The organism is Gleimia hominis (assembly GCF_032085515.1).
Lineage (GTDB): Bacteria > Actinomycetota > Actinomycetes > Actinomycetales > Actinomycetaceae > Gleimia > Gleimia hominis.
Genome location: NZ_JASXSX010000004.1, coordinates 42,100 through 57,967, shown reverse-complemented (window position 1 = coordinate 57,967; position 15,868 = coordinate 42,100). Strand labels below are relative to the sequence as shown.

The 15,868-nt window shown below is 58.3% G+C and carries 13 protein-coding genes, 1 tRNA gene and 1 riboswitch; of the genes, 8 read left to right on the top strand and 6 right to left on the bottom strand.

Features of this window, described 5'->3' with window-relative positions; translation table 11 throughout:
• Positions 1 to 161 precede the first annotated feature (161 nt).
• The gene (locus QS713_RS08105) at positions 162 to 1,634 is read right to left on the bottom strand and encodes a hypothetical protein (RefSeq protein ID WP_313274312.1); all 1,473 of its coding nucleotides are present in this window, start codon (positions 1,632 to 1,634) and stop codon (positions 162 to 164) included.
• Positions 1,635 to 1,765: 131 nt separating this feature from the next.
• On the opposite strand from QS713_RS08105, the gene QS713_RS08100 reads away from it, so the two are divergent.
• The 4 genes from QS713_RS08100 to QS713_RS08085 all read left to right on the top strand — a co-directional run bounded on the left by QS713_RS08100 (position 1,766) and on the right by QS713_RS08085 (position 6,375).
• Positions 1,766 to 2,143: a cold-shock protein gene (locus tag QS713_RS08100; protein WP_102216664.1), complete on the top strand. Its 378-nt coding sequence runs from the start codon at positions 1,766 to 1,768 to the stop codon at positions 2,141 to 2,143.
• A complete protein-coding gene (locus tag QS713_RS08095; protein WP_313274308.1) occupies positions 2,136 to 3,059 on the top strand; it encodes a DUF3027 domain-containing protein in 924 nt (307 codons plus the stop codon). Before QS713_RS08100 ends, QS713_RS08095 begins: the two co-directional genes overlap by 8 nt.
• A 67-nt stretch (positions 3,060 to 3,126) precedes the next feature.
• Positions 3,127 to 4,620, top strand: a complete 1,494-nt coding sequence (locus QS713_RS08090) for an NCS2 family permease (RefSeq protein WP_313274305.1) — start codon at positions 3,127 to 3,129, stop codon at positions 4,618 to 4,620.
• A 255-nt stretch (positions 4,621 to 4,875) separates the two neighbouring features.
• Positions 4,876 to 6,375 carry an MFS transporter gene (locus tag QS713_RS08085; RefSeq protein ID WP_313274303.1) on the top strand — a complete coding sequence of 500 codons (1,500 nt, stop codon included), beginning with the start codon at positions 4,876 to 4,878 and terminating at the stop codon, positions 6,373 to 6,375.
• 128 nt (positions 6,376 to 6,503) lie between these two features.
• On the opposite strand, the gene serC is transcribed toward QS713_RS08085, so the two are convergent.
• A complete protein-coding gene (gene serC, locus QS713_RS08080; RefSeq protein WP_313274301.1) occupies positions 6,504 to 7,646 on the bottom strand; it encodes a phosphoserine transaminase in 1,143 nt (380 codons plus the stop codon).
• A 273-nt stretch (positions 7,647 to 7,919) separates the two neighbouring features.
• On the opposite strand from serC, the gene QS713_RS08075 reads away from it, so the two are divergent.
• From QS713_RS08075 to QS713_RS08060, 4 genes are all read left to right on the top strand, one after another.
• A complete protein-coding gene (locus tag QS713_RS08075) occupies positions 7,920 to 8,612 on the top strand; it encodes a metal-dependent transcriptional regulator (RefSeq protein WP_313274299.1) in 693 nt (230 codons plus the stop codon).
• A 242-nt stretch (positions 8,613 to 8,854) separates the two neighbouring features.
• Positions 8,855 to 8,993: riboswitch (cyclic di-AMP (ydaO/yuaA leader) on the top strand.
• 7 nt (positions 8,994 to 9,000) lie between these two features.
• Positions 9,001 to 9,765: a C40 family peptidase gene (locus tag QS713_RS08070; RefSeq protein WP_313274296.1), complete on the top strand. Its 765-nt coding sequence runs from the start codon at positions 9,001 to 9,003 to the stop codon at positions 9,763 to 9,765.
• A 287-nt stretch (positions 9,766 to 10,052) separates the two neighbouring features.
• A complete protein-coding gene (locus tag QS713_RS08065; RefSeq protein ID WP_313274293.1) occupies positions 10,053 to 10,976 on the top strand; it encodes a universal stress protein in 924 nt (307 codons plus the stop codon).
• Positions 10,977 to 11,157: 181 nt separating this feature from the next.
• Positions 11,158 to 11,230, top strand: a tRNA-Arg gene (locus tag QS713_RS08060).
• A 134-nt stretch (positions 11,231 to 11,364) separates the two neighbouring features.
• On the opposite strand, the gene QS713_RS08055 is transcribed toward QS713_RS08060, so the two are convergent.
• The 4 genes from QS713_RS08055 to QS713_RS08040 form a co-directional block, all read right to left on the bottom strand.
• Positions 11,365 to 12,474, bottom strand: a complete 1,110-nt coding sequence (locus tag QS713_RS08055; protein ID WP_313274291.1) for an ABC transporter ATP-binding protein — start codon at positions 12,472 to 12,474, stop codon at positions 11,365 to 11,367.
• A 103-nt stretch (positions 12,475 to 12,577) separates the two neighbouring features.
• The gene (locus QS713_RS08050; protein WP_313274289.1) at positions 12,578 to 13,870 is read right to left on the bottom strand and encodes an ABC transporter substrate-binding protein; all 1,293 of its coding nucleotides are present in this window, start codon (positions 13,868 to 13,870) and stop codon (positions 12,578 to 12,580) included.
• Between the two features lie 50 nt (positions 13,871 to 13,920).
• Positions 13,921 to 14,802 carry a carbohydrate ABC transporter permease gene (locus QS713_RS08045; protein WP_313274286.1) on the bottom strand — a complete coding sequence of 294 codons (882 nt, stop codon included), beginning with the start codon at positions 14,800 to 14,802 and terminating at the stop codon, positions 13,921 to 13,923.
• Positions 14,799 to 15,785 (bottom strand): carbohydrate ABC transporter permease, encoded by a 987-nt coding sequence (locus tag QS713_RS08040; protein WP_313274285.1) that lies wholly within the window; start codon positions 15,783 to 15,785, stop codon positions 14,799 to 14,801. Before QS713_RS08040 ends, QS713_RS08045 begins: the two co-directional genes overlap by 4 nt.
• Between the last annotated feature and the right edge of the window lie 83 nt (positions 15,786 to 15,868).

Below are 15,868 nucleotides of genomic sequence, written 5' to 3'. Positions count from 1 at the left end.
CAGGCATGGCGTGCGTGCGGCACAGGCACGGTTTGCGTGCAACACAGGCACGTGGCTTGCGCGCGGTCAGACACAGTTTGCGTGCGACACAGGCACGTGGCTTGCGTGCGGCACAGGCATCCGGCCTCCAAGCGCGAGGCGTGTCTTGACCCTGGACGCGACTATTCTTGCGGTTCGAATGCCGGCATGATTGCCTCCAGCGTATTCGCCACGAGTTCGGTAATGGTTTCGCACGTATGCGCTTGAGGTTCTGCCCCGGCCTGCACGTGTTTCACCTGGTCAGTGAAGAGTATCTGGGCCCGGCCCAGGTTCTTGCGTGTGCTCGCGCTTGCGTGAAACGGGGTGTAAATATACGCGCAGTCGCACAGGACGTTGACCATGCGGATGCCGATGCGGGCGTATTTGAACCACTGCTCTGGTTCTACGTTTGCGTGGTTCGGATCCGCCCACGTGTTCACATCCGCGCGTGCGCGCACGTAGTTAGCGCTCAACCGGATAGCGCGGCGCGCCCACGCGGCATTCACCAAGTGCTTCTCTGCCGCAAGCAGGTCTTGCATCCCCAGGGATTGTGGCGTGCCGGTAGTGTTCCCCGCCGGTTCTTGCGCCGCCGCTGGTTCTTGCGCGGACGCAGGCTCTTGTTCAGTGCGTGGGGCCCGCTGCTCCTGTGCTTGCCCCACCTGAGTTTGTCCCACTTGCTCTTGCTGCACTCGTTCCAGTTGCTCGTGCTGTGCTTTCTCCAGTTGCTCGCGGGCTCGCGTGAGCAACGAACGCAGTATCGCGGCCGTTTGCGACCCGGCGATGGGAGTGATTCGCGCAATGTCGAACCGTGCTTGTTCTAACCCGTAGTATGTTTCGGAAGCCAGGCGGGCTAGCCCATCACTGGGGTCCGGGCTCACGTAGCGTCCTGTTGTGATCGCCACCCTGTGCGGGTTGGTTCGCCGCCACTGCGTGGGAGCTAGGCCGCGTTGCCACTGCGCTAACCGCAGGTTCCGCAACGGTTCTTCCGCGTGCTCTAACGCTTCAACCGTGGACGACAAGAGCGGGGAATGGGCAGTGTCCAAAGATAGAGTGGCCAATAACGCGCGAGCATTCTTAATCGCGTTCTCTAAATCCGCGCACGCCCGCCGGCCCAACACCCAGCGTGACAACCACAGTTCTTGCCAGGCATCACGCAGCACTGATTCAAACTCTTCCACGGTTGGTTGCGCGCGCGCCGGCGCAATCACCGCCGCTTCAGCTGATTCCCCAGTCCCAGTTTCGCTTTTGTGTTCGTTGCCGGAATCTGTGCGCGCAGCACCTAAGGGGTCATCCTCGTTCGCGGCCTCGCGGGGCGCAGCCTCAACGGAACCGGCAGACTCCGCAGAAACAATAGAATCCGCATTCGCGGCAGACTCACTAGTGTCGTCAGAATTAGTGGAGCCCATAGACTCCGTAGAACTACTTGCAGGACCAGCAGCACCAGCAGAACCGGCAGTACCGGCAGAACTAATTGTCTCCGCCTCTGTATCTTCGTGCGCGTGCGACCGTGTCGAGTCGGCGTCTGAGGCGGAGGATGTGCGCGTCTTCACGGCATACACTACGCCGGCCACTACCGCCACCCCTAGTGCCGCGCCTACAATCGCCACCGTGCCCACACAGCCCCCTTTTGCATCCTGGTATTCACCGCGCTGTTTCAACAGTTTAAGCAACCCTTGCCTGCAACCACTATCATAGAGGGTAATCCAGTAATCCCGTATGAGGGACCGCGCAAAACTAAGGAGGCACTGTGCCCACCGGTAAGGTGAAGTTTTTCGATGAAGACAAAGGGTTTGGCTTTATCGAAGGTGACAATGGAGAATCCGTGTTCTTACACGCATCCGCATTGAACGGTGGTTCGCCGCGCCCCAAAGCTGGTAGTCGCATAGAGTACTCGATTGTGGATGGGCGGAAAGGACCTCAAGCGATTACTGCTGAGGTACTACCTGAAGCACCTTCTATTCGAAAACTAAGGCGCCGGCGACCACAAGCAATGGTTGGGCTGGTAGAGGATCTAATCAAACTATTAGACGGGTCTTCCCACCAACTGCGGCGCGGAAAATACCCAGACAATTCACGTAAAATCGCTGAACTTTTACGTGCTGTAGCAGATGATTTTGATGCCTAAAAACAATAAGCAGAACAACTCAAACCAAGTAGTGGAAAATGAGCACAACACGCCGCACCCAGAGACGAAGAAAGCGGCGGTACCTACCGAACCTAAGCGCGAAAGCGAAACTAAACGCGAAACCACGCGTGCAACCAAACGTGCAGGTGGCGTGCGGGTAGATAAAGTGCTCCAAAGTGCGTCAAAGCAAGCGCGTGAACTCGCGTGCCAAAGTGTGCACCCCGACGACATTGGGCAGCACATCGGTGACGTCGCCGAAGGGGAGAGGCTTCACACGCACTACTATGAATGCCTCAAAGAAGGGTACGTGGGGTGGCACTGGGCAGTGACCGTGGCGCGCGCCCCCCGGCAACGCCAAGTCACCATGTGTGAAGTGAACCTACTGCCCGGCAAAGGTGCGCTCCTGGCGCCAGACTGGGTCCCGTGGGAAGACCGTCTGGAACCATCCGACGTTACCCCATCCGACATCCTGCCCTACCAGAAAAACGACGAACGCTTAGAAGCGCGAGAAACCGAAGACGCCGCGCCGCTGAAACGGCCGCGTGAACTGTCGCAACAAGGGGAAGAAGAAACGGTGGAACGGTGGGAAACTAGACGTCGCCGCCGTGCCCGCCGGGACGCGAAAGAACGGGCGGGCCGCTCGGTGGGACGGCGAAACCGCAAACGCTTTGAACACAATAACAAGCCTCAGTTCGACGCCACCTGTGACTCCTGCGGGTTCCTGCTTTCAATCGAGGGGAAACTAGGGGATAAATACGGGGTGTGCTCAAATGAATGGTCCGCGGACGACGGGCGGGTCGTAGCGCTCAAACACGCGTGCGGCGCGCACTCGGAAACGGGAATCAAAAATCAGCCGTCACAGTGGCCCATTACTCCCACGCACCTAGACGAAAACAACATTGAAGTACTGTCTTAACTCGCGGTAGGTACACTCTTTAACTCAGGTTAACGCTTCCATCTGCCAGCGCGGCGAACTGTCCATAATGTGCCCACCCATTTCGAGAACAACCCGCGCGTTTGGCACACTAGGAGAGGTGGAAACTAAAGACACAGTGACACCCCCTAAAGTGGGCAAGATAGATTCCTTCTTCCAAATAACTGAACGCGGATCCACTTTCAGCCGCGAAATCCGCGGCGGATTCGTAACCTTCTTCGCGATGGCCTACATCCTGGTCATCAACCCGATCGTTCTCTCCACGGCACTGCCCAGCGACGGTTCCATCTCCATCACCGCGATCGCGGCCGGCACCTCCCTAATCGCCGGTCTAACCACGATCCTCATGGGCGTAGTGGCCAACTACCCACTCGCACTCGCCGCGGGGATGGGGCTGAACGCCATGGTGTCGTTCACGCTCGTAGTCGGTTCACACCTCACCTTCCAAGAAGCCATGGGGCTGATCTTCTGGGAAGGTGTACTAATCACAATCCTGGTCCTCACGGGTTTCCGCGAGGCCATTTTTTCTGCCGTCCCCAACCAGTTGAAAACCTCCATCTCAGTAGGGATCGGCCTGTTCATCGCGTTCGTTGGCCTGCTGAACGCCGGCGTGATCCGCCCTGGTTCCGGCGTGCCCGTAGAACTCGGTGTCCACGGCTCGCTCGCGGGCTGGCCCGCACTCGTATTCGTAGTCGGCCTGTTCCTCACCATCATCCTGTACGTGCGCAAAGTTAAAGGCGCGATCCTAATCGGTATCGTCACGTCCACAACCCTGGCGGTACTAATCCAACTGGTGGCCAAACTCGGCCCCAAATCAGAAGATAACCCCACCGGCTGGGGCGTGTCCGTACCCGAAATTAAAGGCAACATCGTGTCCCTACCCGACTTCTCCTCCCTCGGGCAAGTGGACTTCTTCGGCGCATTCCACAAACTCGGGCCCCTGGCCGTGGTGCTGCTCGTGTTCTCCCTAATGCTCGCGGACTTCTTCGACACGATGGGCACAATGGTGGCGATCGGTTCCGAAGCGGGCCTACTGGACAAAACCGGGACCCCGCCGCGCACCCGCCAAATCCTCCTGATCGACTCCCTGTCTGCAATTGCCGGTGGGCTCGGTGGCGTTTCCTCAAACACGTCTTTCGTAGAATCGTCCGCCGGGGTCGGGGAGGGCGCCCGCACCGGGTTCGCGAACGTCGTGACCGGTGGGTTGTTCCTCCTGTCCATATTCTTCGCACCGCTCGTACAGCTGGTGCCCACGGAAGCAGCTTCCACCGCCCTCGTGTTCGTCGGGTTCCTCATGATGTCCCAGGTTGCGTCCATTAAATGGTCGGACCCGCGCATCGCAATCCCCGCGTTCATGACCATCGCGTTCATGCCGTTCGCCTACTCCATCTCGGTGGGGATCGGCGCTGGCTTCATCGCCTACATCGTTGCGAACCTGGACAACAAAAAGAACCGCATCCACCCGCTCATGTGGGTGATCGGCATCCTGTTCGCCATCTACTTCATGCTCGGACCCATCCAAAGTTTGCTTGGCGTCTCATAATCTTAAGAAAAGCGTATAGTACCCTTAAAAAAGAAGAATAAAATATTTCGTGGCCCAGCAAACGCTGGGCCACGAGTTTGCTCTGAGCTAAGACGATCCAACTGCCCTAGAAACATCAAACGCAATGTTGATAACCTGGCAACTACAGAGCCGCCAAATAACAGTGACACATGCACTACCGCCCCAAGAGCGTACGCATAGTGAACACATGCGCACAAGCGGTAACCGTTGAAGCTAAATATTGAAGGAGCCCGGGTGTCGTCCACTTTCGCATCATTAAAGTTCTTTAACTACCGGTTGTGGTTTGGTGCGAACATTGTGGCTTCGTCGGCAATGTGGATGCAGCGCGTAGCCCAAGACTGGGTTGTGCTAACCGTACTCACAAACGGGTCCGGGACCGCACTTGGCATCGTGACCGCACTCCAGTTCATCCCCACCCTCCTGTTTAGCCCGTGGGCCGGCCTGATTGCCGACCGCATGAACCTGCGCCGCGTAGTGCAGCTGTGCCAATCCCTCAACGGCATAATGTCCCTAATACTTGGGATACTGATTCTTACTAACACAGCACAGCTTTGGCACGTGTACGCACTGGCGTTCATTTCGGGGATTATCGGGACTATCGATTCACCCGCCCGCCAAACATTCGTATCCGAACTGGTGCCACTCAAATTCCTGCCCAATGCTGTTGGGCTTAACTCGGCGGCGTTCAACGTGGCGCGGCTAATTGGCCCCGCCATCTCGGGCCTTGTGATCGAATGGGTTGGCCCCGGTTGGGTATTCGTAGTTAACTTCCTGCTGTTCTTTGGGCCCGTTATCGGAATTTTGCTCATGAGGCTGGGCGAACTTCACGAAATCGAACACGTGCCCCACGAGAAACACCAGATCCGCAAAGGATTTCGCTACGTCCGCAAACGCACGGACATCGTGGTGATCATGATTGTTGCCGGCATTGTGTCGGCGTTTGGGATGAACTTCCAGATGACCTCCGCAGTCATGGCCACGGACGTGTTCGGTAAAGGCGCGGGTGAATACGGGATTTTGGGCTCGTTCATGGCAGTGGGTGCGCTCATCGGGGCGCTACTGGCGGCCCGGCGTAAATACCCGCGGGTCCGGCTCGTCGTGATTGCTGCCGTCCTGTTCGGCATGTTCAACATTTTGCTGGGCGTTGCCCCCACGTACGCGACTTTCGCGATCTTGGCGGTCCCAACCGGGCTTGCGATGCTCACCATGGTCACGGCTGCGAACGCGGCGATTCAAGTGTCCACGGATCCGCAGATGCGTGGCCGCGTGATGAGCCTGTATCTGATGGTCTACCTGGGAGCCAACCCGATTGGCGCACCCATAATCGGGTGGATCGCGGACGTGGCGGGTGGCCGGTGGGCGCTCATTGCCGGCGGGCTGATTTCCATAGTTGTTGCGGTTATCTGTGGGTTGTGGGCGGTACATTCTTGGGATGTGCGGGTGAAAGCCCGGTTCAGTCGCCACCCCATCATCATGTACGGCCCGCGTGAACGCGCTGAAGACCGGCGCCGTCGCCTAGAGGAAGAAAAAGCTCGGAAGCAGAAGGAAGCGCAGGAGCAGCAGGCGGAATCGCAGCAGCAAGCTGAGGAAAATGGGCAGCCACAAAGCGAAGATGCCGGGCAACGGCGAAGCGAAGAAAACGGGCAACGGCGAAGCGAAGAAAACAGACAGCCACAAAGCGAAGAAACTGAAGAACAGCTAGACGCGGAATCCGATCGCGTGGACGAACCCTAACGATACCCATATATGAGTCTAGTGACGCCCTTGGATGACCGTAACGACACCCTTGACGCTCCCGTGGATGAGTCTAGTGACGCCCTTGGATGACCGTAACGACGCTCTTGACGCTCCCGTGGATGACCCTATTGACCCGCACGCGTAGAGGACACGTTGTCTACTACCCAGTCGATGCACTTTAGTAGCGCCGTGACATCCGCGGGATCTACCGCGGGGAACGTGCTGATGCGCAACTGGTTGCGACCCAACTTCCGGTACGGCTCCACATCCACCACCCCGTTTGCCCGCAACACGCGGGCCACTTGAGCGGCGTCTACCCCCTCAAAATCAATGGTCGCCACAACCGGGCTGCGCAGCGCCTCATCTGCTACAAAAGGGGTGGTGAACGGTCGGTTCTGCGCCCACTCATAAATCGCATCGGTGCTGGTTTTAACCCGCTGAAAACACGCCTGAAGCCCACCGGCGTCTAGCATCCATTCCAGCTGCGCGTGCAGCATCACTAACGTCGCTAACGCAGGGGTGTTCACCGTCTGATCTTTGCGCGCATTACGGACCGCAAGATTCAAGTTGAGGAACTGCGGCATCCACCGGTCAGTCAGCCGCTCCAACTGTGCGGCCCGTTCAATCGCCGCGGGCGACAGCGCCGCCACCCACAACCCACCATCGGACCCAAATGCCTTCTGCGGCGAAAAATAATACGCATCAGTTTGCCCCACATCCACTACTACCGCGCCCGCCACCGACGTGGCATCAACCAGCACCAACGCACCCTCAGCACCCACCGGCCGCCGAACCGGTGCCAACACACCCGTGGATGTCTCATGGTGCGGCCACGCATACACGTCCGCACCCTCAACCGGCTCCACCGTCGCTAACTGCCCCGCAGGCGCGTCAAAACGTGCCGGAACGTCCAAGAACGGGGTGCGCCGCGCCTCATCGTAAAACTTGAACCCAAACTCCCCAAACGTCGCAAACACGCTGCGGCGGCGAATCAAACTCGTGCACGCAACCGCCCAAAAAGCCGTGGCACCCCCGTTCCCAAGCACCACCTCATAGTCAGCGGGAAGCGCAAACAAGTCACGCACCATCTCGCGAATCTGCGCAACCAGCGAACGCACCGGAGCCTGCCGATGCGACGTGCCCATCAGGCCGCACGCCCCAATCTGCGCAATCGACTCCGCGCGGACCTTCGACGGCCCCGCCCCAAACCGGCCATCAGCCGGCAGAAGATGCGGGGGAATAACAGGGGAAGAAACTGTGTGCTCCATACCTTCCAACCTAAGCCAGCGCAGGGGAAAACCAGAATCTGCGCGCGTGTACACAACCCACGCTGCCCGCTGCCTCGTATTAAACGCCGCAGGCGTTACCTAAATCCGGTAAATGTGGAAGCTGAAACGCAGTCCAATCATCGGGGCGACAAAGGTCCCAATGTTGCACGTATCACGGCCGACGCGCAATTTTGCGCTGCGCGAAGTAAAACCTCGTGATAATACTGCAAGCATCTGGCAAACTGGAACAGTACCAGCAAGAAGGGGCTTCGAATGCGCGATCTAATCGACACGACCGAAATGTACTTAAAAACAATCTACGAAATGATTGAGGACGGCGTGACCCCAATGCGGGCCCGTATCGTCGAACGATTAGAACACTCCGGCCCCACCGTGTCGCAAACGATCGCCCGCATGGAACGCGACGGACTCGTAACAGTCGGGGAGGGGCGGGTCCTGGAATTCACCTCCGAAGGGCACGACCTCGCGCGCGAAGTGGTGCGCAAACACCGACTGGCCGAACGCCTCCTACTCGACGTAATCGGACTGCGCGTAGACCTCGTGCACGAAGAAGCGTGCCGGTGGGAACATGTCATGTCGAAAGTGGTGGAAGAACGCCTCACCGACCTGCTGCCGAATGCGGAATACGACCCGTACGGAAACCCCGTGCCCGGCGCGGGAAAGCTGAACGAAAAAGAAGTTTCCCTCGCATCCATTCGCGAAGCTGTGGGCGAAGGGGCGAGCGTATGCGGCCTAACCTTGTCGCGCCTCGGTGAACCTGCCCAAGCAGACGCGCAGGTGCTCGAAGAATACGCGAAACTCGGGGTAAAACCCGGGTGGGTGATGTGCGCGGAGTTTGCTCGCGGGCAGGTGCAACTTCACCCCAACGTGGATGGGCAGCAAAAAGATGAGTACATCGCAGTCCCCGAGGTCCTAGAACCTCACGTGTTTGTGGAACGCAACTAGCAACGCGAGCGCTGGCCGCAAGAGTGCTTTGACCGGGAAACAAGAGCATTCTTGACCGGGAAACAAGAGTGTGTTTTGACCGGGAAAACGGGATCGCAACCGGTTTTGTGTGCGCGTTTCAAGTGGATCTATTCACATCCGTTATCAAGATGTGACAATTCCGTTATTTCTCGTATATTGTTATTCCTGTTGGGTTAATCAGGTCCCAACTCCTACTCGTTGAAGCCGAGGCTCCATCTGCTTCGAGTAGGAACCCGCAGGAAGATGGAGCGCGGGGGACCCAAACGTGGGAAGCATCCCTTGGGGTGAAGCCAGTCTCTGGCGGAGAATCTCGATCTCTAACCCGACAGCTTACCTCGCAGGCTCGTTTCGAGGAGACTAAGACATAGTGGCAAAAAACGTGTATAAGGCCCGCCATCGGCGCGCATGCCGACCGGTAACGCCTTTGACGAATGCAAAACTTGGACAGCGTTCCGCAGCGGTCGTATCCGCAACCGGTATGGCCATCACAGCTGTAGGAACCGGTGTCGCTTACGCAACCCCTGACACGAACCTAGATCTAGGCAAAAAACCACTTGCGAACGTGACGATAGACCGCGCTGTTGCGCCGTCCGTTAACCCCGCTGTGGTTGCCCCCAAAGATGTTTCGTGGACAGTTTCAGATGAACTCGCCGTTGAAGTTCAAACCCCGCAGGTAACCACCGAAGCAGCTGAAGACGCGCTCGCTGGCCGCACCACGGCCGCAGATCGCGCGCAGCGCACGGACGCCGACGCAGACGCAGACGTAGCCGGTGCGGAGCACACGGCAGCTCCTGCCAGCACCGCGGGTGGCGCGGTTGGTATCGCCATGCAATACGTGGGTTCGCCCTACGTGTGGGCAGGGGAATCCCCCGCTGGTTTCGACTGCTCCGGCCTGGTGAAGTACGTGTTCGCACAACTGGGTTACAACCTGCCTCACTCATCCGGTGGAATCGGACAGATGGGCACCAAGGTTTCGGCAGCGGAAGCGAAACCCGGTGACATCGTTTACTACCCCTACGGCCACGTAGCGATCTACGCGGGTAACGGCATGGTCGTGGAAGCGCTCAATCCTGGTATGGGCGTGCAATACGGCCCCGTGATGGGCGCCTACCACGAGTTCGTCCGCCTGTAAGCACCCAATCGTAGCGAGAGATCTTTCTTAACCGCGGCAGTTGGGATAATTGAATCGTTGAGGGTCCGGTAGTAGCCGGACCCTCAAAACATTGTCAGCGCAACACGTGGCCGCGCTCCCGGTGGCCCGTACTACGCACGGTGAGGCCTATACCACGCACGGTGAGGTCTATACCACGCACGGAAGCCGGATGTTTGCGCGATCTAATCCGCCGGTTCAACTTCATCTTTGCTCGCGACGAGGATTTTCAGGGCAAAATAGAGTTAAGACTCTTTTAGGAGGCAGTAATGACCAGGCAACAAGTAATCTTGGTTGGCGTCGACGGTTCAAACCAGTCCAAGCGGGCGGTTGAGTGGGCCGTGTCGCTAGCGTTGCAAAACGGTGCAATGGTGCACGTGATCTGCACGTACGCGCTGGCGTCATACAGTTCCGCAGCGCTCGACGGTGGCTTCACCCCCACTGATGATGAAGCGTTGAAGAAGAACGCGCAGCAGGCCGTTGACGAAGCCGTGCAAATCGGCCGCGAGCAAGGCGTTGACATTACCGGATCCATCGAACCGGGAGACCCCGCTGGCGTGCTCGTAGAAACGAGTCGGGAAGTCGACATGATTGTCGTTGGGTCAAAAGGAAACGGTGGGCTCGCCGACCGGTTGCTCGGCACCGTTTCTTCCGCCTTGCCTGCGCACGCGCGCTGCCCCGTGGTGGTCGTGCCGCGCCACACATCCGGATCCCCATTCACCCCGGTTAAACGGATTGTCGTGGGCGTCGATGGGTCCGAAACGGCGTCGAACGCGTTGCGGGCAGCCGTGGATCAAGCGCAGACGTGGGACTGCGAACTCACCGCCGTGGCTGCCATCCCGATGGCTTCTGGCACGGGTATGTTCGCGTGGTTACCTGCCACTGTAGACCGGGAGGCCCTGACCGAGTCGATCACGGAAGGGTTGGACAGTGCGATTGACGAGGCCCTGGACGGGCGCAAAGTGGCGGTGTACCAGCACGTGCTCGACGGCTCCCCAGCCGCGCTGCTGACGGAGTTCTCTACAGCTGTGGACCTGGTGGTCGTGGGTAACCGTGGCAAAGGTGGCTTCCAAGGTCTCCTACTTGGCTCCACTTCGCAAACCGTGCTGGCACACTCCACGTGCCCGGTGATGGTCGTGCCCTCCAGTAACGAACCCGACGAGGACGACGTGCCCTCGTGGGAACGCAAATAAACCAGGTCGGCCCATAAAATCCAACCGAACCGACAACACCAGTTCGGTTTACCGCGGGTAACACTGTTAAACTAGACCAGTTAGTTCCCCACTATCAATACCATTGAGGCCATCGTGTCGATTGAAACGGTTGAGGCCATCGGGGTCATCAGGACCACCGGGGTTATCGAGTGGGGAAGTGGCCCTCGTAGCTCAGGGGATAGAGCACCGCTCTCCTAAAGCGGGTGTCGGACGTTCGAATCGTCTCGGGGGCACTACAACAACACACCACAAGCAATAAAGGGCCCCTCCTACCGGAAGACGGCAGGAGGGGCCCTTTGGGTTTAGAATCGACTTTGGACCGAGACTATGCCTGGCGGCGGTCAGCGCAGGGTCTGCCTGGCGGCGGTCAGCGCAGGGTCTGCCCGGTTTCTTTATCGAAGTAGTACACGTCTGCCGGGTCTACGCTCGCGCGGTACACGCCCCCAGCAGTCGCAGAGTGCTTCTTCGGCAGCGCCATCGCAATCCGCTCCGGCGTGAAAGTAGGAACGTGGCCAGCAGCGCCCTCAACGGGGGCGGGGGTGCCATACACGAACGCTTGCGACCCCAGTAGTTCTACCAGGTCCACAGTAATCGTCAGGGCCTGCTCTGATTCTGAAGCTGGCCGCCACGCCTCCGGACGAATCCCCACCAACACGTGTTGCCGCGCCTTCTGTACCACGTCGCGCGGTACCTGCAGGCGCATACCCGCGATCTGGATTGACCCGTCCGATTCCAGGGGGCAGTCGAAAATGGTGATTGCTGGTGAGCCAATAAAACCAGCGACGAACGTGTTCACTGGGTTGGAGTACAGTTCCATCGGTGGGGCCACTTGTTGCAGCTGCCCATCGCGGATCACGGCCACGCGGTCCCCCATCGTCATGGCTTCCGTCTGGTCGTGGGTCACGTACACGGTCGTTACCCCGAGTTCGCGTTGCAGCGCCGCGATCTCACCGCGCATCGTGACCCGCAGTTTCGCATCGAGGTTTGATAGCGGCTCGTCCATGCAGAACACCGCGGGTTTGCGCACGATGGCTCGGCCCATGGCGACGCGTTGACGCTGTCCACCAGACAGGGCCGCGGGTTTGCGGCCAAGCAGGTCGTCTAACTGCAGCAGTTTTGCCGCCCAGCTGATGCGTTCGTCAATCTGAGATTTCGGTACCTTCTTATTCTCGAGGGCAAACGCCATGTTCTGCGCGACTGTCATGTTCGGGTACAGGGCGTAAGACTGGAACACCATGGCCACGTCCCGTTCCCGGGGGCGCCGCCCGCTCATGTCTTTACCGTCTATCAGTACCCGTCCGGAAGTTACGGGTTCTAGGCCCGCGACCATGCGTAGGGACGTGGATTTTCCGCAGCCTGAGGGCCCAACGAAAACCACGCATTCACCGTCCTCAATGGTTAGGTCCAGCTGGTCAACAGCGGGTTTTGGGGCGCCAGAGAACTGCCTGGTCGCTTTGTCGAACGTAACACTTGCCACGAGGGAAGTCCTTTACATCTTTTAACTATTTTGATTAGTTGCAGTAACTGTTTGAAACCAGTTTTAGGGGCTGCCACGCGCGGCGCAGCAGCCCCGCCTGGAGTTATTTCTTCAGTTTCGGTTTGATATCGCGGTCGATAATCGTCTGCTGTTCCTCGTCGAGGGCTTTGAACGTGTCTGCCACGTCTGCGCCCTGCGCGATCTTATCTAGCGCAGCCCCGATCCGTGCGCCGCCACCGGGGACGAATGCGCGTCCCGCATCTTGCTTCTGCGTTTCAGGTAGCTGCTGCAAAGCCGTGTTGAAGTTCGGGTGTTCCTTCACGTAGTCCTTCGTTTCCGGTAGTTCAACCGCGGAGGTGCGCACCGGCATGTACCCGGTGGCCTGCGAGAACTTCACGGTGTTCTGCGCGTTCGTGATGAACGCAATGAACTTCGCCGCTGCCTCTTGGTTCTTCGACTTCTTCGGAATCAACAGGCCCGCCCCACCGGTGGAGGCACCGGGCACACCTTCTGGTGCGGGGAGGAACGCGGTGCCGATGTCTACGCGCCCATCTTTGGCTGCGTTCTGCAGTGACCCCGTGGATTCCAGCATGGCGGCCGCTTTACCGGAAGTGAACGTCACGGTCGCGTCTTTCGCTGCTGCGAAGTATCCGTCTTTGAACTGTTTTTGCAAGAACTCGCCAGCTTTAACAGATTCGGGGGAGGAGAGGTTCATGTCCCAATCTTTGGAGTAGGAACCACCCATCGACCACAGCATGCCTTGGAAGTACCAGTCCATATAGGACGCGCCGTCGGGAATTGACAGCGGGGTCACCCCGGAGAGTTCTTTCAGTTTCGGTGCGAAGTCGCTATCCCATTCTTCCCACGTCTTGGGGCCGCGGTCGGGTAGCCCAGCTTTCTTCCACAGTTCTTTGTTGTAGTAGAACAGCGGCGTGGAGCGAGAGAACGGCACGGCGTAGTGCGAGCCCTCAAACTTGTATTCGTCGTACAAGCTTGGGACGTAATCAGCGGTGTCCGCATCGACCTTCTTCAGGAGGTCATCCAGTGGTGCGGCTTGACCTTGGAACGCGAAGTTGAACCATGTCACGTCCGATGCGATCGCCACGTCCGGCACCTGGGAGCCAGACAGGGCCGCGTTTAGTTTCTGCGCGACTTCTTCGTAGTCTTTACCCGCGTCGGTGAGTTTGACTTTGATGTTCGGGTTCTCTTTTTCGAACGCCTTAATCAGCTCCGTTTCGGTTTCGCGGGAGTTAGCGGGGTGGTTTGACCAAAAATCGATTGTGACATCGCCGGAAGCGTCGTTTTGTTTAGTTCCGGAACCGCTTCCGCCGGCGCAGCCGCTGAGGACAAGTGCGCCAGCTGCGACGGTAGCGACGAGCATCTTTCTTAGTTTCATGATTTCCTTTTCTTTATCTTGCACAAACCTGGGAGAGTGCGGACAAGTCTTTAACCTTTCACGGCCCCGGAGGTGAGGCCTTTAATCATGTTCTTTTGCAGGAGTAAGAACACGACGAGTACGGGGATGACGGCGAGCACGGTCCCTGCCATCACAGGCCCCCAGTTGGTGAGGCCTTCGTTGTTTTGCAAGAACGTGAGGCCGATTTGCAGTGGGGCGGTGCGTTCGTCGTCACTCATGAGGAATGGCCACAAGTATTCGTTCCAGTCGTTCACAATCGTGATGAGTGCGAATGCGGACAGGGTGGGCCAGGACATGGGCAGTACCACGCGCGTGAGGAGTTTGAGTGGGCCCGCGCCGTCCATGCGGGCTGCCTCAATAATCTCGCTGGGCAGGGACAGGAAGTGGTTGCGCATTAGGAACGTGCCGAATGCGGTGCCGGCAAGTGGCAGGATGATGCCCGCGAACGTGTTTTTTAGCCCGAGGTCCGCGACGATCGCGTAGTTTGAGATCACGGTGATCTGGTTGGGCACCATGAGGGACGCGATGACGATGATGAACACGAGGTTGCGGCCGCGGAATCGCAGTAGGCTCAGCGCGTATGCGGACAGGACGCCGAGCACGATTTTTACGGTAGAGAGCACCACGGTGATGATCACTGAGTTCCGCAGGTATGAGGTGAAGGGGATTTGGGTGCGGACCGTGTGGTAGTTCTCGGTGGTGAACGGGTTGGGCCAATAGTTGGCGGGCACCGTGTAAATGTCTGGCTGGGTTTTGAATGATGCAGCGAGAATCCAGTAGATCGGCACGAGAATTCCAAGCAGAGCCACGGCCATGGCTATGTAGCCGATAACTTTGAAGGCTGTGGATTGGCTTTGGAAGTGTGTTTGTTCATCGGGTTGGGTGCCGGTTTCGCGGCGGAACCATTTCACGGCCGTTCACCTTTCTGCATGAAACGTACCTGGATGAGGGTGATCACCAGCAGGATGAGGAACAGGATTGACGCTACAGTTGCGCCGTAACCGGCGCGGGCGTTCACGAAGGTTTCTTGGTACACCTGGTACACCATCGTGGTTGTGCCTGTCCCTTGAGGTCCGCCGCGGGTCATCACGTTAATAATGTCGAACACCTGCATTGAGTTCAGAAGCACGGTGATGGATAGGAAGAAAGTGGTGGGCCGCAGTTGGGGCAGTAGTACTTTGGTGAAGCGGCGCCAACCGGGGGTGCCGTCGATTTCCGCGGCTTCGTCGAGGTCTGTGCGCCGGCCTTGCAGGGCGGCGAGGTAGATGACGAATGTGTACCCGAGGTTTTTCCAAATGTACGTGGTGGTAATCATCAGCAGGGCCCAGCCGGGCCGCTGGTAGAAGTCGGGGGCGGTGTAGCCCAGGCGCACCATGATGTCGGATATCAGGCCGACTGCCGGGTCGAACACGAACTGGAAAGCAATGCCGATTGCTGCCCCAGAGATGATGTAGGGGGCGAACACGACGGAGCGGACGAACCCGCGGCCACGCAGTTTCTGGTCGAGGATGAGTGCGAGGAAGAGGCCGAGTGCGAGCGATCCGAGCACGGCGGCGAGCGTGAAGATAACAGTGTTAGAAACGATTTGCCACGTGGTGGGGGAGCGGAACCACTCCACGTAGTTGTTGAAACCGATCCAGTCGAACGAATCTGAAGAGATGTTCCAGTTAGTGAACGACAGCCTAAAGTTGTCGATCAAAGGCCGGTAAGTGAAGATCGCGAGCAGCACCAAGTTGGGTGCTAAAAGTATGATCGCGAGCCACATTTCGGATCGGTCTGGCCGGTCTGATCGTGGGGGTTTACGAGTTTTAGTTTCCGAAGACGCCGATGCTGTTGGCGTGCCCGCAGGTGACTGCGTGGAAGTGCATGTTGGTGTTGATGAAGTCTTTTCCATAGTTCTACTTGCTGTAACAAGAGGCCCTATTAAGTTCCACTGTGAAACTATAGAGCCGGTGTGTTAATGCAAGGTTAACGGAT

Coding starts and splice junctions, on each gene's coding strand:
- QS713_RS08075 (WP_313274299.1), top strand. CDS start 7,920: ATGCGCGATCTAATCGACACGACCGAAATGTACTTAAAAACAATCTAC.
- QS713_RS08065 (WP_313274293.1), top strand. CDS start 10,053: ATGACCAGGCAACAAGTAATCTTGGTTGGCGTCGACGGTTCAAACCAG.
- serC (WP_313274301.1), bottom strand. CDS start 7,646: ATGGAGCACACAGTTTCTTCCCCTGTTATTCCCCCGCATCTTCTGCCG.
- QS713_RS08040 (WP_313274285.1), bottom strand. CDS start 15,785: ATGGAAAAGACTTCATCAACACCAACATGCACTTCCACGCAGTCACCT.
- QS713_RS08050 (WP_313274289.1), bottom strand. CDS start 13,870: ATGAAACTAAGAAAGATGCTCGTCGCTACCGTCGCAGCTGGCGCACTT.
- QS713_RS08095 (WP_313274308.1), top strand. CDS start 2,136: ATGCCTAAAAACAATAAGCAGAACAACTCAAACCAAGTAGTGGAAAAT.
- QS713_RS08090 (WP_313274305.1), top strand. CDS start 3,127: ATGTGCCCACCCATTTCGAGAACAACCCGCGCGTTTGGCACACTAGGA.